Genomic DNA, 20555 nt, shown 5'->3' on the forward strand with positions numbered 1-20555 from the left:
TTGGACTGCTCATTTTACCTACAGCAACGGTCTTGTGATGCAGGCATCGCCGAATGGTCATCACCTGGCAACGCTCGCAGAATAGGTAGCCGTGCTCCTTGACGAACCATCGCTGGCGATATCGGCCGAATTGCGGGGCTGTCACCAATCTGCGTAGACTTTGTTCATGCTGAGAATCGGCTCCGAATTACAGTTGAGCGCCTCTGACCTGGTCGGTCACTTGAACTGCAGCCACCTGACGGCGCTTGACCGTCAAGTGGCGGACGGCACGCTTGACAAGCCGAAGTTCTGGGACCCGTTGCTCGAGATCCTGCAGCAGCGCGGCGCCGCGCACGAGGCGGCCTATGTCGATCACCTGCGTGCGTCCGGCTTTATGGTCGCGGTCATTGAGGGCAAGGGCATCGATGACGGCTCAGTGGTCGCCACGATCGAGGCGATGCGCGCCGGCGCGCCGATCATCGTGCAGGCCGCGCTGCGCGCGCCGCCCTTCACGGGCCGGGCCGACATCCTCCGGCGCGTCGAAGCGCCAAGCGATCTCGGCACCTGGTCCTACCAAGTCATTGACACCAAGCTCGCCCGCGAAACCAAGGGCGGGACGGTGCTGCAGCTCTGCCTCTATTCTGACCTTGTCGGGCAGGTGCAGGGCCTCGTGCCAGAATACGCCTACGTTGTCGCGCCCCTAACGGGCTTCGAGCCGGAAGTATTTCGGATCAGCGACTATGCCGCCTACTACCGCAATGTCCAGGAACGCTTCGCTGCGTCCTTGAACGGAAATGGCGGCACCTATCCGGAGCCGGTCGCTCACTGCGACATCTGCCGCTGGCGGGGCCGATGCGACGACCAGCGCCACCAAGACGATCACCTCTCGCTTGTGGCCGGGATCACAGCCGTGCAGCGCGGTGAGCTTGTCGGCCATGACGTCGCCACCATGACCGCGCTGGCGGAGCTCCCCCTGCCACTGCCGTGGAAGCCGGGGCGCGGCGCCGCCTCGTCCTACAATCGTATTCGGGAGCAGGCCCGGATTCAGGTCGCGGGGCGCGCCGCCGGGCAGTTGCTCCATGAAGTGCTGTCGATAGAACCGGGCTTTGGTCTGTGCCGCCTGCCGGAGCCAGACAATGGCGACATCTTCTTCGATCTCGAAGGCGACCCCTTCGTCGGCGAAGGCGGCCTCGAATATCTCTTCGGCTATGCCTTCAAGGACGCGGAGGGCGCGCTCACCTACGTCGCCGACTGGTGTCTCACGCCGGCCGATGAAAAGGCCGCCTTTGAACGTTTCGTCGATTTCGTGATCGAGCGGCGAGCGCACCATCCCGGCATGCACATTTATCACTACGCGGCCTATGAGGTGGGCGCGCTCAAACGCCTGATGGGGCGCTACGCCACGCGCGAGGAAGAGATCGACACGCTGCTGCGCGGGCAAGTCCTGGTCGATCTCTACGCTGTGGTCCGCCACGCCATCCGCGCCAGCGTCGAGAGCTATTCCATCAAGAAGCTGGAGCCGCTCTACGAATTCGCGCGCGCGGTGTCGCTGCCCGATGCCAACTATGCCTTGAGCAAGGTCCAGGCCCGCCTAGAACTCGGGGACGCAGGCGGCATCAATGCGGATGATCGAGCCGTCGTGACAGGTTACAACCAAGATGATTGTGTGTCGACGGAGCGGCTTCGGGGCTGGCTGGAGGGCCTGCGGACTGACGCGGTCGCCTCAGGCGTGGAGATTCCCCGGCCGGCTCCGCCTGAAGAGGACGCTCCGCCGGATATTGCAGCCTGGCAGGCGCGGATCGATGCAGTAGTGGCCATGCTGACCGATGGCGTTCCGGTGGACTCCGCGGAGCGCAGCGCCGAGCAGCAGGCTCCCTACGTGCTGGCGAACGTGCTCGACTGGCATCGCCGGGAAGAGAAGGCGATCTGGTGGGAATATTTCCGGCTGGCGGCGCTGTCCGCGGACGAGCTCGAGGACGAGCGGGCAGGCATCGCCGGCCTCGAGTTTGTGGATACCGTGGGCGGAACCGTCAAGGCCCCTATCCACCGGTATCGCTTCCCGCCGCAGGACGCGGAGTTTCGCGGCGGGGAGGATTTGCGAAGTGTCGGCGGCGAGCGGTTCGGCAAGGTCGCGGCCGTCAACATGGAACATCGGTTCATCGACATCAAGAAGCGGGGCGACACCGTCGATTTTCACCCCGAAGCGATCTTCGCCCATACCTACATTGACACGGCTGTCCTGGCCAAGTCCCTGGTGCAGATCGGCGAGTACGTGGCCGATCATGGCATTGCCGGTCCCGGTGCCTATAAGGCGGCCCGCGATTTGCTGCTGCTGCGGCCGCCCGATGCCGGCGGCGCGGCGCTGCGTCAGCCGGGCGAGAGCGCGGTCGATGCGGCCTGCCGCCTCGTCCCGGCCTTGCAGGGCGTGCTCGCCATCCAAGGACCGCCGGGCGCGGGCAAGACCCATACCGGCGCCCACGCTATCCTTACGCTGGTCAGGGCCGGGCTTCGCGTCGGGGTGACTGCCAACAGCCACAAGGTCATTCGCAACCTGCTGGCGAAGGCCGCCGAGGAAGCAGGGAAGGAAGACTTCGACCTGCAGTGCCTGCATAAGGTCACGGATGCGCAAGACAGTGTCCCGCACCTCACTTTCACGACGAAGAACCCCGAAGCCCTCGGCGCCTTTGCAAGCGGCTATCACGTCCTCGGCGGCACGGGGTTCCTGTGGGCCCGGCCCGATGCGGCTGGCCTCGTCGACGTGCTGTTCGTGGATGAAGCCGCGCAGATGTCGCTTGCCAACGTGCTTGCCATATCGCCGGCCGCAGCCAGCCTTGTCCTGCTTGGCGATCCACAGCAGCTTGAGCAGCCGATGCAGGGCTCGCACCCCGAGGGTACGGAGGTCTCGGCCCTCGATCACCTTCTCGGCGGACGGCAGACCATCGCCGAGGACGAGGGCCTATTTCTCGATCAGACCTGGCGCCTCCATCCCGACATCTGCCGTTTCACCTCCGAACTGTTCTACGAAAGCCGGCTCCTTCCCCGTCCCGGTCTCGAGAACCAAGCCATTCTGATGGATGGTCCGCTTGGCGGGAGCGGCCTTCGCTATGTCGGGGTGCCACACAGCGGGAACCAGAATTCCAGCCCGGAGGAGGCTGACCGTATCCGCAATATTGTGCTGGGGATAATTGCTTCAGGTGCAGGTTGGCGCGACCGCGAGGGCAACGAGGCGTCGCTCACCCTGGACGACATTCTGATTATTGCGCCCTACAACGCGCAGGTCTTTGAGATCCAGGCGCGCCTCCCCGGTGGGAGGGTAGGGACGGTTGACAAGTTCCAGGGGCAGGAGGCGCCCATCGTGATCTATTCCATCACGACCTCCAGTCATGCCGACGCCCCGCGTGGCATGGAGTTCCTCTACAGCGCGAACCGCCTTAATGTGGCCACCTCCCGCGCCAAGGCACTGTGCATTCTCGTGGCCAATCGGGACGTGTTCGAGCCGGAATGCCGGACGCCGCGTCAGATGCAGCTCGCCAACGGCTTCTGCCGCTACCTGGAAATGGCCGATGTCGTCGATCCCTAGCCGTTCCGCAGGGGCGCCGCCATGGCTGTTGAAAGGCGGCGACGAGGAAGAGTGTGTCCATGCGCTCTACACCGCACATGTCAAGGCCGCCGAGATGGCGATCATGGCTGATGCTGCAGGCGCACCCCTGCCATCATCGAGACGCATAGAATGGTGGCGGGGTCGGCGCGCTAGGCTGTCATGGACAGGCCAAGAACCCTCGCTTTCCGCCTCCAAGCTAATGGCGATGATCGTCGGCGCCATTTGCGACAACTAGGACATGACCACCACGCATTCCGCAGCGCTTACGACACAAAAAAGAGGCGCTACAAGCGCCTCTCTTATCGATTTGTCGAATGTGCCCTTGGACAAAAAATTAGCTTGCAATTGCCTCCACAATACGACCGAACGTACCCTGTCGACGCTTGCGGCGAGCGCTCAGACGCTCGGCAGCCTCTTCCTCCGTGATTTGTCCAGATTCAAGCTGCTCAAAAATGTCCAACAAGCGGAAGGACTGATCCTCCGCCCGTGCCGGTTGCGCCACAACCGTATTCTGTTCACGGTGGCGACGATCATGTGACTTCATCTTGCGCCTCCTGGAGTTGGACCGACGAGTAACCTGTTTTCATGACAATGGTCAAAATGTGCACAAGAGGGATAAGTTGCGTCGCGAGGTTGTCGCCTACATCACCCCAGAACTCGCAGGGGTGCGGACTATCCAACGTCACCAAGCCAACGCAATCTCGACGCTCTCCTTCATGTATCACAATCGGAACCAAAAGTATACTCCGATATTTCGCCTTAGATTGCGAAAGTCCGTTCCGGGGGAAAATCGACTGTGAATTGAGGTCGTTGACAACAAATATCTTTCCAGAAAGCGCTACGTAATAAGCTATAGTCTGGTCTGATTTAATCTTCGTGTCGCTTGGTCGTATATCTCGTGCGCGCGCCTCTATTGTAATCTTGCTTGCACCAGATCCTTCAAAAGTTAGAAGTGTACATTGAAGATTCTTCTCTACGCCGACGACGCTCTGAGCCACGTGCAGCGCACAGCTAAGAACCTTCTCTGTTAGGCGTTTCTTCCACTGGCCATCTTTAGGGAAGCAGTCATCGGGAAGCGCCTGAAATATCTCTTTTATGATGTTGAACTGGCGTATGGCCAGCTCGTCTTGCAGGCGCCTTCTGGCAGCCTCTTCCTTCCCCAGCAACCGCAGCTTTGGTGCAAGCCATTCGGCAAATTTCAACCCGAGCATTACCAGGGCCAGTGCTGCTGCAGCCTTCGCTTCTTGCTTGAGATAAACGGCCGTCCAAAAAGGCGCGGCGATGATCGCGACGGCTGCAATCAGCCGAAGCAAACTCGAGACAATGCCCGAGAAGGAAAGTGACGTGTCGAGGATACTAGGGAGAGTATGATAACAGACTCGGAGGGCTGCATATTGCAGCCTCTTAAAGCGAGACGCGGGCGAGTTAATCCACTCCCTTGCTCTTTTCACGTCTACTGCCAATGCGACTCCCCCAAGTCAACTTAGGAATAATTAGCTGAATGGAATGTCTACTTCAACTGCTGGTCGTCGCCGGTCTTCGAGCCGCCACCCGCAGTGTTACCCCCGCCCTCATTCGTCCTATTCTGTGTAGCGGCGCGAGGTTCCGTTAACACGCCAATGGACAACAAAAGCCATAGAGCGAGTCGGACTCACTGGTAATCATAAGTGTGATTGGCAACGAAGGCGTTACGTGCAACAAGTCTTAAGAACATCCGGGGGGATTCATGAAAACGCTACTGCCATTGGTCGCTCTTGCGGCCTTCGCCGGCTGTGCCACGCCACCATCGAACATCAAGGCGGCTCCATCTGACGGCAAGCAATGCACCCAGGCAGATCGCGACCGGCTGGCCGACATCACGTCGCGCCAACAACGCACCGCAAACAAAGACGCGTTCGGTGTGTTCATGATCGGCGTTCCGCTTGGTGGCGATGAAACCCACGAACCGGAAATAGCCCGTCTCAAGGGCAGATGCGGCGTGAAGTAGTCACCCGTGATACTCTCCTAGCCGCGACGGTCATCTCGTGCCTGCAACTTACCGCGGTGGACGGCGATACTATCAAGTGCAACGGCCAGCACATGCGTCTGATCGGCGACGGCGTGCCGTTCAAGTCAGGTATTGACACACCAGAGACCGGTGGACGAGCGAAGTGCGAGCGCGAGCGCATGCTCGCCAAGGAGGCCAAGAAGCGACTGGCTGAACTCCTGCGCGAGCCAGGCGTGCGGATCGAAGACACAGGCCACGTGGATGATACAGACCAGCGCCGACCGCTGGTGCGTGTCAGGCTTGGGCACGGGGAGTTGGCGGAAAACGTCCTGCTTCGCGAAGGCCATGCGATAATCTGGCGACCAAAGGTCAAACGACCTTGGTGTGGGTACGAGGAAAAAGCAACTAGGTACCTTTGCTCTGGCTGCGGGTGTGACCCAACGCCAGATGCACCTTCACGCCCGCCGGAACGATCATCATGGGCTCACCCCTCCGCTGTCGATCCGTGCGCGCACCACATCGGGATCACACCCTTCCGGCGCGAACATGCGCCGCCCGTCAGGTAGATCGACGGCCATCATTCCGTCAGGCGGTTGCACGAACCTCTGCAGGGCCAGCGTCGCCGGCATGTCGTCAGGTAGCGTCACGGATGCGAGTTTCGCACGCTTCCTCTGCGCCACGTCGAACTGCACGCGCCAGCGGAACAGCATCCCCGTGACGATCCCGTGCTTGCGCGCGACAGCCGAGACAGTCACGCCTGGCTGGTCGCTCTCCAGCGCGATGGCACGCTTTTCCTCGTCGCTGAAAAAGCGTCTGGCCGCTTGCGGGGGAGGCGTAGGTCCATCCTTCGGGGCACCTGTCAAGCCGCGTTCGGGCGCCGTTCCGTTAGCACTAGTGCTAACGACCGGGAGGGCGGAGGGATGAAGATGCGCGCCAGTCGATCTCAACCTCGCCATCCTCCAAGCGGTCACGCCAACGCCGCAGCGCGCAGGGCGAAAGATGCAGTACCGCGGCGTATTTGCGAACGCCCATGCCGCTCCAGTTCATCGCCTCGACATGCATTGCCCAGAACGCCCGAAGCGCACGATTGCGGACATCCGTGCTCACGCCAAAACGTTGGCGTTGAAGCCGGCGCGGCCCTTTCTGGCGTTGTTGCGGACACGCTTCTCCGAGCAATTGTGCCTGCGATTCCGCATGTTTGCGCGCTGCTTCCTTGCCCATCAGGTGGTCAAGCCAGCGCTCGAACGTACGCCGGTTGAGATGGTGATGGCGGCAATAGGTTGTGCGCGCCAACCCGCTTTGACGCCACGCTTCGACATGAATCACCCAGAAGGACTTACGCGCAGTGTTCTCGAAATGTCTCAAATTCACCGGAGACCCTCCATGCTACGAAGGAACTCCACATGCAGCGATTTTGCACTACGCCAACGAGGTGTCTGGACCGGACGCTTACGAAACGACGTATGCGTCCGGGGGCTGCACGTGATGTCAGCTATTGACGGGATTTTGCGCTTTCCACGCCCATGGCAGGAGTTCGTCGAGGCCGCTGGCGGGATGCCCGTCAAGCATGCGCTGCAGTACGTCGGCGAGATAGGCGTAGGGCTCAACGTCATTGAGCTTGGCAGTTTCGATGAGAGAACGGACGATCGCCCAGCGGTCACCGCCACCATCACTGCCGGCGAACAAGTGGTTCTTGCGGCCGAGCGCAACGGGACGGATGGCCCGCTCGACCGGGTTGGTGTCGAGCTCGACACGACCATCGGTGAGGAAGCGGGTCAGTCCGGTCCAACGCGACAGCGCATAGCGGACCGCTTCTGCAAGCGTGCTGCGTCCGGAGATGTGCTGGAGCTGCGCTTCCAGCCAGGCATGGAAGGCGGCAACAACGGGTTTCGATCGCTGCAGCCGCGCCGCAAGCCTAAGGGCCGGCGCCTGTCCGCGCACATCCGCCTCGACGGCATAGATTTCACCGATCCGGCGCAAGGCTTCAGTCGCTACGGGCGATCCGGTCGCTTCGACCACGTCATAGAACTTGCGCCTCGTATGCGCCCAGCAGGCGGCAAGAACGATATCGCCACGGGCAGCGAGCTGTTCGAAGCCGGCATAACCATCGACATGCAGCACGCCTTTGAAGTGCTGAAGATGCGATACCGGGCGCTCGGCCTTTCGGTCCGGCGCAAACAGGTAGACTGCTGCCGGCGGCTCGGGTCCGGCCCAGGGTCGCTGCTCACGGGCATAGACCCACAACCGCCCCGTCTTGGTGCGCCCACGGCCCGGATCGAGCACCGGCACCGGTGTGTCGTCGGCGAACAGATGGTTGGAGGCGAACACGTTCTTCACCAGCCGCTCGTGCAGAGCTTCCAGCCACCAGCATGCGCCGCCGACCCATCCAGCCAGCGTCGAGCGCGCCAGATCGACACCATGCCGGGCGAAGATCTGCGATTGCCGGTAGAGCGGCGTGTGATCGCAGTATTTGGAGACCAGAACCTGCGCCAGAAGTGCCGGCGTTGCCAATCCGCCGGCGATCAACCGCTCCGGCGCAGCCACTTGCGCTACCGTCTCGCAGGCACGGCAGGCGTATTTCGGGCGCGTGATGCGGACCACGCGAAGCTGGGCCGGGATCCAGTCGAGCATCTCGCTGACGCTCTCGCCGATCGCATGAAGTGCGCCGCCACAGCACACACAATACGCTTCTTCGATGTCGAGCCGTACGTCCTCACGCGGCAGATGATCGGGCAGCGCCTTGCGGTGGGATGGCCGCTCCAACGGTGGATGGATGCTCGGTGTGCTCTCCCGGATGCGGGCGATGTCGGCATCGAGGTCTTCCAGTGCGAGCGCCAGTTGGTCGGGATCGAGGCGCTCGGAACGCCGGCCGAACTGCGCCCGCTGGAGCTTCTTGATGATCGATTGGAGGCGCTCGATCTCGCCATCACGGCTCTCGACGGCAGCTGCCATATCGCGCAGCAGACGCTGCAAAAGTGCTGGATCGGACGGCAGATTGTCGAGGTCGATCAACATGATCGAATCTACCATGAACCGCTCAAAAACCCAAGGATTCCAGCGGTTTCCGTGTCGATCGGCGGACCGTTTTCAGCCGGCCAGCGCCGGTCTCCAGACACGCTCCGGGGCGCGCCAATCGATGCCCTCGATCAGCATGGCAAGCTGTGCCGGCGTCAATGTGATCGAGCCGTCATAACCTGCCATACGTGGCCACACGAAGCTGCCCTGGTCGAGCCGCTTGGTGAACAGACACAGCCCGTTGCCGTCCCAGAACAGGATCTTGAGCAGCGACGCCTTCTTTCCCCTGAAGGCAAACAGATGACCCGAGAACGGGTCCTGCTTCAGCGTTGCCTGGACCAGCATGGCGAGCCCGTCGAGGCCTTTCCTCATGTCGGTGTGACCCAGCGCCAGATGCACCTTCACCCCCGCCGGAACGATCATCATGATGCAGTCCCTCCGCTGTCGACGAACGCTCGTACTGCAACAGGATCACTGCCTGCAGGTGCAAAGACACGCCGCCCATCCGGCAGTTCGATTGCCATCATCCCGTCAGGGGGCTGCACAAGGTTCTGCAGCGCGAGTGCCGCTGCCGCGTCCGTTGCCAGCGTCACAGATGCCAGTTTCGCTTGCTTCTTCTGCGTCACGCCGAATTCCGCGCGCCAGCGAAACAGGATGCCGGTCGCGATCCCATGCCGGCGCGCGACAGCCGAGACCGTTGCACCTGCAGCTTCACTCTCTTGCACGATGGTGAGCTTCTGTGCGTCCGTGAAGAACCGGCGGCCGCGCGCGGCGGGAGTGTCATCTGGACGCCCTGTCAAGCTGTTTTCGGACGTCGCGCCGTTAGTGATATCACTAACGGTCGGGCGGGCGGAGGGATGAAGATGTGCCCGCCAGTCGATATCCAGTTCGCCATCCTCCAAGCGGTCACGCCAACGGCGCAGCGCGTAGGGCGAAAGCTGCAGTGCCGCGGCGTATTCGCGAACGCCCATGCCGCTCCAGTTCATCGCCTCGACATGCATTGCCCAGAACGCCCGGAGCGCACGATTGCGCACATCCGTGCTCACGCCAAAACGTTGGCGTTGACGCCGGCGCGGCCCTTTCTGGCGTTGTTGCGGACACCCTTCTCGGCGCAATTGTGCCTGCGATTCCGCATGTTTGCGCGCTGCTTCCTTGCCCATCAGGTGGTCAAGCCAGCGCTCGAACGTACGCCGGTTGAGATGGTGATGGCGGCAATAGGTCGTGCGCGCCAACCCGCTCTGACGCCACGCTTCGACATGAATCACCCAGAAGGACTTACGCGCCGTGTTCTCGAAATGTCTCAAATTCACCGGAGACCCTCCATGCTACGAAGGAACTCCACATGCAGCGATTTTGCACTACGCCAACGAGGTGTCGGGACCGGACGCTTACGAAACAACGTATGCGTCCGGGGGCTGCACGTGATGTCAGCTATTGACGGGATTTTGCGCTTTCCACGCCCATGGCAGGAGTTCGTCGAGGCCGCTGGCGGGATGCCCGTCAAGCATGCGCTGCAGTACGTCGGCGAGATAGGCGTAGGGCTCAACGTCATTGAGCTTGGCAGTTTCGATGAGAGAACGGACGATCGCCCAGCGGTCACCGCCACCATCACTGCCGGCGAACAAGTGGTTCTTGCGGCCGAGCGCAACGGGACGGATGGCCCGCTCGACCGGGTTGGTGTCGAGCTCGACACGACCATCGGTGAGGAAGCGGGTCAGTCCGGTCCAACGCGACAGCGCATAGCGGACCGCTTCTGCAAGCGTGCTGCGTCCGGAGATGTGCTGGAGCTGCGCTTCCAGCCAGGCATGGAAGGCGGCAACAACGGGTTTCGATCGCTGCAGCCGCGCCGCAAGCCTAAGGGCCGGCGCCTGTCCGCGCACATCCGCCTCGACGGCATAGATTTCACCGATCCGGCGCAAGGCTTCAGTCGCTACGGGCGATCCGGTCGCTTCGACCACGTCATAGAACTTGCGCCTCGTATGCGCCCAGCAGGCGGCAAGAACGATATCGCCACGGGCAGCGAGCTGTTCGAAGCCGGCATAACCATCGACATGCAGCACGCCTTTGAAGTGCTGAAGATGCGATACCGGGCGCTCGGCCTTTCGGTCCGGCGCAAACAGGTAGACTGCTGCCGGCGGCTCGGGTCCGGCCCAGGGTCGCTGCTCACGGGCATAGACCCACAACCGCCCCGTCTTGGTGCGCCCACGGCCCGGATCGAGCACCGGCACCGGTGTGTCGTCGGCGAACAGATGGTTGGAGGCGAACACGTTCTTCACCAGCCGCTCGTGCAGAGCTTCCAGCCACCAGCATGCGCCGCCGACCCATCCAGCCAGCGTCGAGCGCGCCAGATCGACACCATGCCGGGCGAAGATCTGCGATTGCCGGTAGAGCGGCGTGTGATCGCAGTATTTGGAGACCAGAACCTGCGCCAGAAGTGCCGGCGTTGCCAATCCGCCGGCGATCAACCGCTCCGGCGCAGCCACTTGCGCTACCGTCTCGCAGGCACGGCAGGCGTATTTCGGGCGCGTGATGCGGACCACGCGAAGCTGGGCCGGGATCCAGTCGAGCATCTCGCTGACGCTCTCGCCGATCGCATGAAGTGCGCCGCCACAGCACACACAATACGCTTCTTCGATGTCGAGCCGTACGTCCTCACGCGGCAGATGATCGGGCAGCGCCTTGCGGTGGGATGGCCGCTCCAACGGTGGATGGATGCTCGGTGTGCTCTCCCGGATGCGGGCGATGTCGGCATCGAGGTCTTCCAGTGCGAGCGCCAGTTGGTCGGGATCGAGGCGCTCGGAACGCCGGCCGAACTGCGCCCGCTGGAGCTTCTTGATGATCGATTGGAGGCGCTCGATCTCGCCATCACGGCTCTCGACGGCAGCTGCCATATCGCGCAGCAGACGCTGCAAAAGTGCTGGATCGGACGGCAGATTGTCGAGGTCGATCAACATGATCGAATCTACCATGAACCGCTCAAAAACCCAAGGATTCCAGCGGTTTCCGTGTCGATCGGCGGACCGTTTTCAGCCGGCCAGCGCCGGTCTCCAGACACGCTCCGGGGCGCGCCAATCGATGCCCTCGATCAGCATGGCAAGCTGTGCCGGCGTCAATGTGATCGAGCCGTCATAACCTGCCATACGTGGCCACACGAAGCTGCCCTGGTCGAGCCGCTTGGTGAACAGACACAGCCCGTTGCCGTCCCAGAACAGGATCTTGAGCAGCGACGCCTTCTTTCCCCTGAAGGCAAACAGATGACCCGAGAACGGGTCCTGCTTCAGCGTTGCCTGGACCAGCATGGCGAGCCCGTCGAGGCCTTTCCTCATGTCGGTGTGACCCAGCGCCAGATGCACCTTCACCCCCGCCGGAACGATCATCATGATGCAGTCCCTCCGCTGTCGACGAACGCTCGTACTGCAACAGGATCACTGCCTGCAGGTGCAAAGACACGCCGCCCATCCGGCAGTTCGATTGCCATCATCCCGTCAGGGGGCTGCACAAGGTTCTGCAGCGCGAGTGCCGCTGCCGCGTCCGTTGCCAGCGTCACAGATGCCAGTTTCGCTTGCTTCTTCTGCGTCACGCCGAATTCCGCGCGCCAGCGAAACAGGATGCCGGTCGCGATCCCATGCCGGCGCGCGACAGCCGAGACCGTTGCACCTGCAGCTTCACTCTCTTGCACGATGGTGAGCTTCTGTGCGTCCGTGAAGAACCGGCGGCCGCGCGCGGCGGGAGTGTCATCTGGACGCCCTGTCAAGCTGTTTTCGGACGTCGCGCCGTTAGTGATATCACTAACGGTCGGGCGGGCGGAGGGATGAAGATGTGCCCGCCAGTCGATATCCAGTTCGCCATCCTCCAAGCGGTCACGCCAACGGCGCAGCGCGTAGGGCGAAAGCTGCAGTGCCGCGGCGTATTCGCGAACGCCCATGCCGCTCCAGTTCATCGCCTCGACATGCATTGCCCAGAACGCCCGGAGCGCACGATTGCGCACATCCGTGCTCACGCCAAAACGTTGGCGTTGACGCCGGCGCGGCCCTTTCTGGCGTTGTTGCGGACACCCTTCTCGGCGCAATTGTGCCTGCGATTCCGCATGTTTGCGCGCTGCTTCCTTGCCCATCAGGTGGTCAAGCCAGCGCTCGAACGTACGCCGGTTGAGATGGTGATGGCGGCAATAGGTCGTGCGCGCCAACCCGCTCTGACGCCACGCTTCGACATGAATCACCCAGAAGGACTTACGCGCCGTGTTCTCGAAATGTCTCAAATTCACCGGAGACCCTCCATGCTACGAAGGAACTCCACATGCAGCGATTTTGCACTACGCCAACGAGGTGTCGGGACCGGACGCTTACGAAACAACAGAGGACGGCGAGATAAAAGCGCATGCCCGAAACGCGTTAAGCCATTGGCATGGCTTGCGTTTTCCGGTGCATGCCGGCCGGTCGTGTGCATGCAGCACAATTTTTGTGAAGGATTTCAGTACCTTCGCATGCACGCGGCCCCGCTCCGTGCTGGCTGGCATAAGGTGGGAAGATCGAGGACATGCACAGCGCTTGAACTACAGATCGGCCAGAAGATCTAAGGCCTCTTGAAAGGGTTGCGCGTTGGGCCGTTCAGGCCGGGATTGTGCTACCTCCGGTCACGCATGTTGTTCAAGCGGTACGGCATGGCCGATCTGACTCAAAGCAGTCGCTTTCGCCACGCCTGCTGAACGACGGCTCTTAGGACGATGATAGGGAGCGTTGGGTAGCGGGCCCACACCCAAAGCCCTAAAGCTTCGTGCGGTGTAGCGGACGCAGATTGCCGGAACCCGCCGGTCGAGCCGGCCGCTTTCCCTTGCAGCTTCACTGCTCATCGTTGCGACCGTGCACTGGATGCAGCGGAACGCCCAACGTCCCCTTGGACGGGCTTCGTGGCCATCGGTGCCGGTTTCGCAAGCTATCTCGGGGCTTGGATGATCATCTGGGCAATGACGGTCGGCCACGTCCAAAATGTCATCTCAATGGCGCTGCCGCGACGATCATTACGCCTACCGTCGAGGGATGGGAGCGCTACGGTGTCTCGATACGATACCCCCGTGCGCTCCGCAGCGATCCAGACTCCATTTGTGCGCGAAGTCGCGCTGCCGAGCGAGTGTGGCGTCGGCTGCCGGTTCGACTTCGCCACGCTTGCGGATATAGAGCTAGCAGGCTGTTGAAGAAGTCGCTCGCTCTGGATGGCCGGCCATGATTCATTGGCTCTGAAGAGATTCGGAGGTGATCGGTGCGCGGCGGCGACAATCTGACTGGCGAACTGTTCAGCTGGATCTCGAGGCGCGGGTGCGGGGCGATCATCCGCTGCGCGCAATCCGGGTGATCGTGAACGAGGTGCTGGCTGCGTTGGAGCGCGACTTCGCAGCGCTGTATTCGCCGATCGGGCGGCCGTCGATCCCGCCCGGGAAGTTGCTCAGGGCGATGCTGCTACAGGCGTTCTATTCGATCCGTTCGGAGCGGCTTCTGATGGAGCGGCTGGAATACGACCTTCTGTTCCGCTGGTTTGTGGGGATCGGCGTCGACGACGCGGCTTGGGATCATTCGGTGTTCTCGAAGAACCGCGACAGGCTGCTCGAGGGCGACATCGCCGCGAAGTTCCGGAACGCGGTTCTGGCGCAGTGCAGGGTGAAGAAGCTGCTGTCCACTGATCATTTCTCGGTTGACGGCTCGCTGATCGAGGCGTCGATGAAGAGCATCAGGCCGAAGGATGGCTCGGGCGAGCCGCCGGCAGAGGGTGGCGGCGGGCGCAACGCGGAGGCGGACTTCCACGGCCAGAAGCGGTCGAACGAGACGCATGCCTCGACCACCGATCCCGAAGCCAGGCTCTATCGCAAGGGCAAAGGCAAGGAGACGAAGCTGTGCTTCATGGGGCACGGGCTCATGGAGAACCGCCACGGCCTGCTGGTCGATGCCTGCCTGACGCTGGCCGACGGGCATGCCGAACGGGTAGCCGCACTGCACATGATCGAGCCGCGTGCCGACCGGCCGCAGGCGATCACGCTCGGCGCCGACAAGGCCTATGATGCGGAGGACTTCGTCAACGAGTTGCGCTCGATGAACTTGACGCCGCACGTAGCGCAGAACACCAACGGCCGCAGTTCAGCGATCGACGGACGCACGACCCGGCACAGCGGCTATGCCGTCAGTCAGCGCATCCGCAAGCGCATCGAAGAGGCGTTCGGTTGGATCAAGACGGTCGCTGGCCAAGACAAGACCGGGTTCCGCGGCCGTTATCGCGTCGGATGGGCCTTCACCTTCGCTGCCGCCGCCTACAATCTGGTGCGGCTGCCGAAGCTGCTGGCGGTGCCGACATGACCGCGCCGGCGGGCTGCCAGATGATCGGCCGCTGGCGCATTGTCGAGGCCGATCTGTGGGATCGCGATTATCTCAACCTCTGCGGTCCCGCCACGATCACCATCGGCGACGACAACAACGGCGAGATCGCATTTGGTGCTTTGCAAGCCGGCCTCGATGTCAGCTACAGCCCATCGATGGTCTTCTTCACCTGGGATGACTGCGACGAAATGGACGAAGTGAGCGGCGACGGCCACGCCGAATTGCTCGACGACGGCTCGATCGAGATCACGTTTGCCTACCACAACGGCGACGAGGCCATCCTCAAGGCCGCGCCCGATACTTCTTCAACAGCCTGCTAGGGCGATCGGAGTTGACGAAATTGCGTTCCCAATCATGCCGCTGGTGAGGTGAGTTATGGTACGCTTCTTCGGGATCAATAGATTGGCTGGCAGTGCGCAGCACGGCGCCTTGGAAGAATATCGAAGTCAGGAAGTGGTCGCAGATGCCAAATGACGATCTTACACGCCGAATGCAGCAATTCAGCCAGCGGCTCGACTGGAACCTACTAAAGACATTCTATGACATAGTCGAGGCTAATGGCATCACCGCTGCTGCCAATGTTGGATGGCAGAAACAATCCACCATCAGCCTGGCTCTGAAACGTCTCGAAGCTTTCGTCGGCAGCAGGCTGTGCCAGCGAGGACGCGCAGGATTTGAACTCACTGATGAGGGGAGAATCTTGTATGATTGTGTAAAGCATATTCATGAAGGTATAGAGCAGTCCCAATATGCGATCGACAACTCGAGATACAATATCTCTGGCAAACTTGATGTTGCTATCATTAGTAATTTTGCAAGCAATGTAATGGATGGAATTTTTATAAAATACAACTCTGAATATCCGGACGTTTTAATAAATCTTGACGTACTGACTTGGAGTGATATAACAAAATGTGTGGTAAATAATGACTATGATATTGGCATATCACCAATATTGTATAGGCATAGCGATCTCAGATATGATTTCCTGGTGAGGGAATATCATAGTATATACTGTGGAAGACAGCATCATCTTTTTAATGAGTTGCCAGACCCGATTACTCTCAGTGATGAAGCGTTCATCCTGACTGGCTCCGATGAGCCAGATTCATTTACAAGTTTCCGCCTTAGACATCGCCTGGGACAAAAGGTAACGGCGAGAACTCCAAATCTTGAGGAAGCAAGGCGTCTGACCGTTGCAGGCGTTGGAGTGTGCATCCTTCCCGAGCAGTTTGTCGCTGCCGATGTTGACGATGGTCTGCTTTGGCCATTGTTGGGTCGGACCGAGGACCTATCGTGCGATATATACCTCATCAGCAACATTCATTCACAGAAACGAACCGCCAGAGATGCGTTCATTGAGAAGTTTGTAGAAGTTACGAACGATATTATTCAATAGTTGTTTAATTCAACGATATGTCTCTTCTCGAAGAGAATCTAGAAATATTCAAATATATTAGCGTAAATTTTTAGTGCGACGGAACGAGCCGTCGGTCGGCGAACATTGGTGTCGTCAATGTACAAAATAGCTGCGCGGTAGGTTTCTCGGCGCTCTCCATGTGTTCTCAATAGGCAAAAAGCAGGGTCATCAATGACTCATAATGGAGGAGAACCCGCATGGAAGCCGGAACGCAGGAATTCTCAATACCCGGAACGCCGGCGCTCATAGCCACACATGAAGCGCCATCATATTCCCTTCAGCGTACACTCGATTGGACGCACGCCTTCTGGTTCGCGGCGGGAACCCCCGTCCTCGTGCTCTTTTCCATCGGCGCTGTTGCCTCGGCTATGGGCAACATTTCTCCGCTGGTGTGGATTGTTTCTATGTTCATTGGCTTCATCCAATGCTTCACCTACGCGGAGATATCGGGCCTGTTTCCGAACAAGTCGGGCGGCGCGTCGGTCTATGGCGCCATGGCATGGGTGCGGTACGGTAAGATGCTTGGACCGATTTCGGTCTGGACCAATTGGTTCTCCTGGTCTCCTGTCTTGGCAGTCGGATCGGGCCTCGCGGCCGGCTATGTTTTGCAGATGCTGTTTCCGGCTGACGCCGCGATACGCACATGGTCGATCACGCTGCTGGACCTGAGCTATATCAAATCGGGCCTTCACCTGCGCATCAACTCGACTTTCCTGCTTGGCATGCTTTTGATGCTGACGGTGTTTGCGATCCAGCATCGTGGTGTCCTGAACGCCGCAAAGGTGCAGATGGCGGTAGCCGTGGCAGTGCTGGTGCCGCTCTTCCTTATCGGCATTGTTCCGCTCTTCACAGGCGATGTGCATTCGAGCAATTTTTTGCCTTTTGTTCCCCTCACTCAGGATGCGTTGGGACAGCCTGCTGCCGGCACTTGGAACATGGTTGGCTATACAACGTTCGCAGCGGGCCTGCTGCTGGCTGCCTGGTCCACCTATCCGTTTGAAACGGCGGTGTGTTATGTCCGCGAGTTCAAGAATCCCGGATATGATACAGTGCGTGCGCTGGTCTATTCCGGATTGCTGTGCATCCTGTTCTACACTGTCGTGCCGATCGCGTTCCAAGGCTATCTCGGCCTGGACGGAATGCTCGACCCTGGCATCTATGACGGCACCGGTGTTGGTCGAGTGATGGCGCAGATGGTGGGGGCCGGCCCCGTGCTGGCCAATATCATCATGACGATGCTAATCCTGTCGGTTTGCTTGGTCATCATGACTGCAATGGCAGGGTCATCGCGCACACTCTATCAAGGTTCGCATGACGGCTGGCTGCCGAAATATCTGTCCAGGCTCAATAGCCATGGCGCACCCGTCGCCGCCATGTGGACCGATCTGATCTTCAATGCTTTCCTGCTCATGTTGTCGGACTATGTGTTCCTCATTGTGCTCGCCAACACCACCTACATGATCTTCGTGTTCCTCAACTTGCAGGCCGGGTGGCTGCATCGGATAGATAGGCCAGAAGCCCCGAGGCCGTATCGCTGTCCCAACTGGCTGCTTTGGGTTGGCGGGATCTGTGGTTATCTCAACCTGCTGATCATGGGATGGGGGGCTGACTTCTGGGGCGAACGAGCCTTGCTCGCTAGCCTTGCGATCACTGCCGGCATTATCCCGATCTTTCTGTTCCGTCATTACGTGACCGATCGCGGAAAATTTCCTGAGTGGATGCAAGCAGACCTGATGGAGGGCGACGTGCCGATGAAAAAACGCGCGGGGAATTTGCCCTATGTCGTTCTCGTCACTGGTGGTTTGACGATCTACGTCGGGCATCTGCTCGCCACCTATCAAATGTAAGTGTTTCAATAGCAGCGCCATCGAAGCCGCTTGCTAGAGAAGCTGTCGACCCCGCCGGGACCTGCTCCCGGTGGGGTCGATGCTTTACGTCAGCTGTCCGGTGCCTAGACATGTGGTTGCGGATTGACCTGATCAATGTTGCTCATTGAAAAGTAGGGCGTTGATCTAATAGTAGCCTGAAAATATCGTCCTTGATGAGGTCTACTTATTGGATAATTCCTTGAATAGACTTTCCGAGTTGCTACACAATAATTAGATAGTTTGGCAATTTGGTCTTGTGCAGTGAGTATCCGACATATCGAATAACTCGGGTGTGATTTCAACAAAAGACCCGTTGGAACGATCTATCAAACCTAGGAATAAGCAATGGGAAATGGACCTCACGATCATCACCACAGCGGCGACCATAGCCACTCTCATGCCGAGGAAATAAGAAACTCTACAGATGGCAGGCAGGCACTTGATCGACTTTCGCGCATCTCTCAAAAGAAGCAGGAAGAGGAGACTGCCCGGTCGCTTGAGTTGGGTCTGGAGGCCGCATCGTCAGTGGTCGACCGCAGCATCTCGCTATTCAGCCGCGGCCATCAGCCTGCCTTCGCCGGCATCAATACTTTCATGAAAGTCCCCTATTGCGAGGACATCCGCAAGATTGGCCAATACGAAGCCGCATTCGTCGGCGCGCCGTTCGATTCTGCGACCACTTATCGACCAGGCACCCGGTTTGGGCCCCAGGCCGTTCGGAGGATCTCCGCTCTCTATGACGGTTACTGGTTTGATGGCGGCGTTGACATCTACGAGGAGTTGGACCTCTGCGATGCCGGCGACATCTTTGTCATTCCTGGCAACATCGAAAAGACTTTCGATCAAGTCACCAAGGCCGTATCGCACATCTATACGTCTGGCGTTTTCCCGATCATCTGCGGAGGCGATCACAGCCTCGGCTTCCCCAATGTCCGCGGGATCGCTCCGCACATCGACGGCAATGTCGGCATCATTCACATCGACCGGCATATCGATATCCAGGAGAAGGATATGGATGAGCGGATGCACACCACGCCCTGGTTCTGGACTACACATGAGGGGCGCGAGATATCACACCGCGATCATAGCCACATGCATGATGTTGGCTTGCCAAACTGTCATCCCAAGAACCTGGTCCAGCTGGGCATCGGGGGATGGTACGGGAACCGTCCAGGCAGCGCGGTCGCCCAGAGGCGTGGCACCAGTGTCATGACTATGTTCGACCTGGAGAAGCACGGAGCCAAAAAGGTGGCCGAAATGGCCCTTGAGATGGCTTGGGAAGGTTGTAAGGCGGTATATCTCTCCTTCGATATCGACTCGATCGACCCAGGTTTTGCGCCCGGAACAGGCTCGCCGGAGCCGGGTGGTTTGATGCCTCGCGAAGCCTTCGAAATAATTCGGACGATCGCGGCCGAGGGATTATGCGGGATGGAGGTGGTTGAAGTTTCGCCGCCCTATGACGTCAATGATAATACAGCCCAACTTGCTTGCAGAGTTGTTCTCGACACTTTGGGCACGTTGATCGCGAACGGCAAGCTTGGCCATCGCGACAAGGCGCGGGTCGGCTGAGCAACGCGTCGCTTGCAGCCTTTTTCGCAACACCACATCGATAATTCGAACGGAAGTGCAGGTGGTTCATGTCTAATTTCAGCATTCGCACGCTGCTGACTGCAGCAGTAGTTACTCTCCCCACTTTGGCGATGGCTCACTCAGGGCACGGTGAGGTTCATGGCTTTTCCGGAGGTTTTGCCCATCCACTGGGTGGTCTCGACCACGTATTGGCGATGACGTTGGTTGGAGTCCTTGCGGCACAGCTCGGGGGTCGGGCGCTCTGGCTCGTTCCCGCCAGCTTTGTTGGCGTCATGGCCCTCGGCGGCTGGGGCGGTTTTGCCGGCGTAGGCTTGCCCTTCGTCGAACTGGGAATCGCAGCCTCAATTGTCGTGCTTGGAGCGATAGTCGCTTTTGGTCTCAGTGTACCGGTTGCCGCAGCAATGGGGTTGGTTGGCTTCTTCGCAATTTTCCATGGTTATGCCCATGGTTCGGAGATGCCAGAAAGCGCTGGAGGCCTGACCTATGCCGCTGGTTTCATAGCCGCCACAGCATTGCTGCACACGCTGGGCCTTGTTGGTGGCCTTCTGCTTGACCGCGCCACCAAAATGAGGGGCGCATCTATTGTTAGATGTGTGGGCGGCGTCGGTGCGCTCGCTGGGGTGGCCATTCTCTCCGGCATCCTCTGACCCCAACTAAGAGGCGTCCCATTGGGACGCCTCTTGACTACAAACGCCGTCTTTTCGTTTGCCAAACTGGCGCGTTGCGAAGGAGT

The 20555-nt window shown here is 59.9% G+C and carries 18 protein-coding genes and 1 pseudogene; 8 read left to right on the forward strand and 11 right to left on the reverse strand.

What is annotated here, in order from left to right; genetic code table 11:
* Window positions 1-166: 166 nt before the first annotated feature.
* On the forward strand, window positions 167-3559 hold the full coding sequence (locus tag N7E70_RS08630) for a TM0106 family RecB-like putative nuclease (protein WP_263006066.1): 3393 nt from the start codon (window positions 167-169) through the stop codon (window positions 3557-3559).
* 355 nt (window positions 3560-3914) lie between these two features.
* Here the strand turns inward: N7E70_RS08630 and N7E70_RS08635 are convergent, their stop codons facing one another.
* Window positions 3915-4124, reverse strand: coding sequence for a hypothetical protein (locus N7E70_RS08635; protein ID WP_263006067.1), 210 nt, complete (start codon window positions 4122-4124; stop codon window positions 3915-3917).
* On the reverse strand, window positions 4111-5043 hold the full coding sequence (locus tag N7E70_RS08640; RefSeq protein ID WP_263006068.1) for a GAF domain-containing protein: 933 nt from the start codon (window positions 5041-5043) through the stop codon (window positions 4111-4113). Before N7E70_RS08640 ends, N7E70_RS08635 begins: the two co-directional genes overlap by 14 nt.
* 263 nt (window positions 5044-5306) lie before the next feature.
* Between N7E70_RS08640 and N7E70_RS08645 the strand changes: the two genes are divergently transcribed.
* Window positions 5307-5567: a hypothetical protein gene (locus N7E70_RS08645; protein WP_263006069.1), complete on the forward strand. Its 261-nt coding sequence runs from the start codon at window positions 5307-5309 to the stop codon at window positions 5565-5567.
* Between the two features lie 125 nt (window positions 5568-5692).
* Here N7E70_RS08645 and N7E70_RS30830 read toward each other — a convergent pair whose 3' ends face one another.
* The 9 genes from N7E70_RS30830 to tnpA (N7E70_RS08690) form a co-directional block, all read right to left on the reverse strand.
* A complete protein-coding gene (locus tag N7E70_RS30830) occupies window positions 5693-5914 on the reverse strand; it encodes a hypothetical protein (RefSeq protein WP_310322807.1) in 222 nt (73 codons plus the stop codon).
* Window positions 5915-6043: 129 nt separating this feature from the next.
* A complete protein-coding gene (tnpA, locus tag N7E70_RS08655) occupies window positions 6044-6430 on the reverse strand; it encodes an IS66-like element accessory protein TnpA (RefSeq protein ID WP_263006070.1) in 387 nt (128 codons plus the stop codon).
* A gap of 34 nt (window positions 6431-6464) precedes the next feature.
* A complete protein-coding gene (tnpA, locus tag N7E70_RS08660) occupies window positions 6465-6938 on the reverse strand; it encodes an IS66 family insertion sequence element accessory protein TnpA (RefSeq protein ID WP_263006071.1) in 474 nt (157 codons plus the stop codon).
* A 117-nt stretch (window positions 6939-7055) separates the two neighbouring features.
* Entirely contained in the window at window positions 7056-8582 is a 1527-nt protein-coding gene (tnpC, locus tag N7E70_RS08665) for an IS66 family transposase (RefSeq protein ID WP_263006165.1), read from the reverse strand.
* Between the two features lie 72 nt (window positions 8583-8654).
* Window positions 8655-9008: an IS66 family insertion sequence element accessory protein TnpB gene (tnpB, locus tag N7E70_RS08670; protein WP_214393463.1), complete on the reverse strand. Its 354-nt coding sequence runs from the start codon at window positions 9006-9008 to the stop codon at window positions 8655-8657.
* Entirely contained in the window at window positions 9005-9892 is an 888-nt protein-coding gene (gene tnpA, locus N7E70_RS08675) for an IS66-like element accessory protein TnpA (RefSeq protein WP_263006072.1), read from the reverse strand. Before tnpA (N7E70_RS08675) ends, tnpB (N7E70_RS08670) begins: the two co-directional genes overlap by 4 nt.
* A gap of 117 nt (window positions 9893-10009) precedes the next feature.
* A complete protein-coding gene (tnpC, locus tag N7E70_RS08680; RefSeq protein WP_263006165.1) occupies window positions 10010-11536 on the reverse strand; it encodes an IS66 family transposase in 1527 nt (508 codons plus the stop codon).
* 72 nt (window positions 11537-11608) lie between these two features.
* Window positions 11609-11962, reverse strand: coding sequence for an IS66 family insertion sequence element accessory protein TnpB (tnpB, locus tag N7E70_RS08685; protein ID WP_214393463.1), 354 nt, complete (start codon window positions 11960-11962; stop codon window positions 11609-11611).
* Complete coding sequence (gene tnpA, locus N7E70_RS08690; protein WP_263006072.1) at window positions 11959-12846, reverse strand: IS66-like element accessory protein TnpA; 888 nt, start codon at window positions 12844-12846, stop codon at window positions 11959-11961. The genes tnpB (N7E70_RS08685) and tnpA (N7E70_RS08690) overlap by 4 nt, the downstream gene beginning before the upstream one ends.
* 992 nt (window positions 12847-13838) lie before the next feature.
* Between tnpA (N7E70_RS08690) and N7E70_RS08695 the strand changes: the two are divergent.
* The 6 genes and pseudogenes from N7E70_RS08695 (at window position 13839) to N7E70_RS08720 (ending at window position 20469) form a co-directional block, all read left to right on the forward strand.
* Window positions 13839-14923, forward strand: a pseudogene (locus N7E70_RS08695) (IS5 family transposase).
* A gap of 20 nt (window positions 14924-14943) precedes the next feature.
* Window positions 14944-15264: a hypothetical protein gene (locus N7E70_RS08700; protein ID WP_269441450.1), complete on the forward strand. Its 321-nt coding sequence runs from the start codon at window positions 14944-14946 to the stop codon at window positions 15262-15264.
* A 143-nt stretch (window positions 15265-15407) separates the two neighbouring features.
* Entirely contained in the window at window positions 15408-16343 is a 936-nt protein-coding gene (locus N7E70_RS08705) for a LysR family transcriptional regulator (protein ID WP_263006074.1), read from the forward strand.
* Window positions 16344-16561: 218 nt separating this feature from the next.
* Window positions 16562-18211 (forward strand): APC family permease, encoded by a 1650-nt coding sequence (locus N7E70_RS08710; RefSeq protein ID WP_263006075.1) that lies wholly within the window; start codon window positions 16562-16564, stop codon window positions 18209-18211.
* Between the two features lie 366 nt (window positions 18212-18577).
* Window positions 18578-19801, forward strand: coding sequence for an agmatinase family protein (locus tag N7E70_RS08715; protein ID WP_108606004.1), 1224 nt, complete (start codon window positions 18578-18580; stop codon window positions 19799-19801).
* A gap of 68 nt (window positions 19802-19869) precedes the next feature.
* A complete protein-coding gene (locus N7E70_RS08720; protein ID WP_263006076.1) occupies window positions 19870-20469 on the forward strand; it encodes a HupE/UreJ family protein in 600 nt (199 codons plus the stop codon).
* Window positions 20470-20555 lie beyond the last annotated feature (86 nt).

Origin of the sequence: Aminobacter sp. NyZ550 (assembly GCF_025628925.2) — a bacterium.
GTDB lineage: Bacteria > Pseudomonadota > Alphaproteobacteria > Rhizobiales > Rhizobiaceae > Aminobacter > Aminobacter ciceronei.

Coding starts and splice junctions, on each gene's coding strand:
- tnpC (WP_263006165.1), bottom strand. CDS start 11,536: ATGTTGATCGACCTCGACAATCTGCCGTCCGATCCAGCACTTTTGCAG.
- N7E70_RS08700 (WP_269441450.1), top strand. CDS start 14,944: ATGATCGGCCGCTGGCGCATTGTCGAGGCCGATCTGTGGGATCGCGAT.
- tnpB (WP_214393463.1), bottom strand. CDS start 11,962: ATGATGATCGTTCCGGCGGGGGTGAAGGTGCATCTGGCGCTGGGTCAC.
- N7E70_RS08710 (WP_263006075.1), top strand. CDS start 16,562: ATGGAAGCCGGAACGCAGGAATTCTCAATACCCGGAACGCCGGCGCTC.
- N7E70_RS08715 (WP_108606004.1), top strand. CDS start 18,578: ATGGGAAATGGACCTCACGATCATCACCACAGCGGCGACCATAGCCAC.
- tnpC (WP_263006165.1), bottom strand. CDS start 8,582: ATGTTGATCGACCTCGACAATCTGCCGTCCGATCCAGCACTTTTGCAG.
- N7E70_RS30830 (WP_310322807.1), bottom strand. CDS start 5,914: ATGGCCTTCGCGAAGCAGGACGTTTTCCGCCAACTCCCCGTGCCCAAG.
- N7E70_RS08630 (WP_263006066.1), top strand. CDS start 167: ATGCTGAGAATCGGCTCCGAATTACAGTTGAGCGCCTCTGACCTGGTC.
- tnpB (WP_214393463.1), bottom strand. CDS start 9,008: ATGATGATCGTTCCGGCGGGGGTGAAGGTGCATCTGGCGCTGGGTCAC.
- N7E70_RS08705 (WP_263006074.1), top strand. CDS start 15,408: ATGCCAAATGACGATCTTACACGCCGAATGCAGCAATTCAGCCAGCGG.
- N7E70_RS08635 (WP_263006067.1), bottom strand. CDS start 4,124: ATGAAGTCACATGATCGTCGCCACCGTGAACAGAATACGGTTGTGGCG.
- N7E70_RS08645 (WP_263006069.1), top strand. CDS start 5,307: ATGAAAACGCTACTGCCATTGGTCGCTCTTGCGGCCTTCGCCGGCTGT.
- N7E70_RS08720 (WP_263006076.1), top strand. CDS start 19,870: ATGTCTAATTTCAGCATTCGCACGCTGCTGACTGCAGCAGTAGTTACT.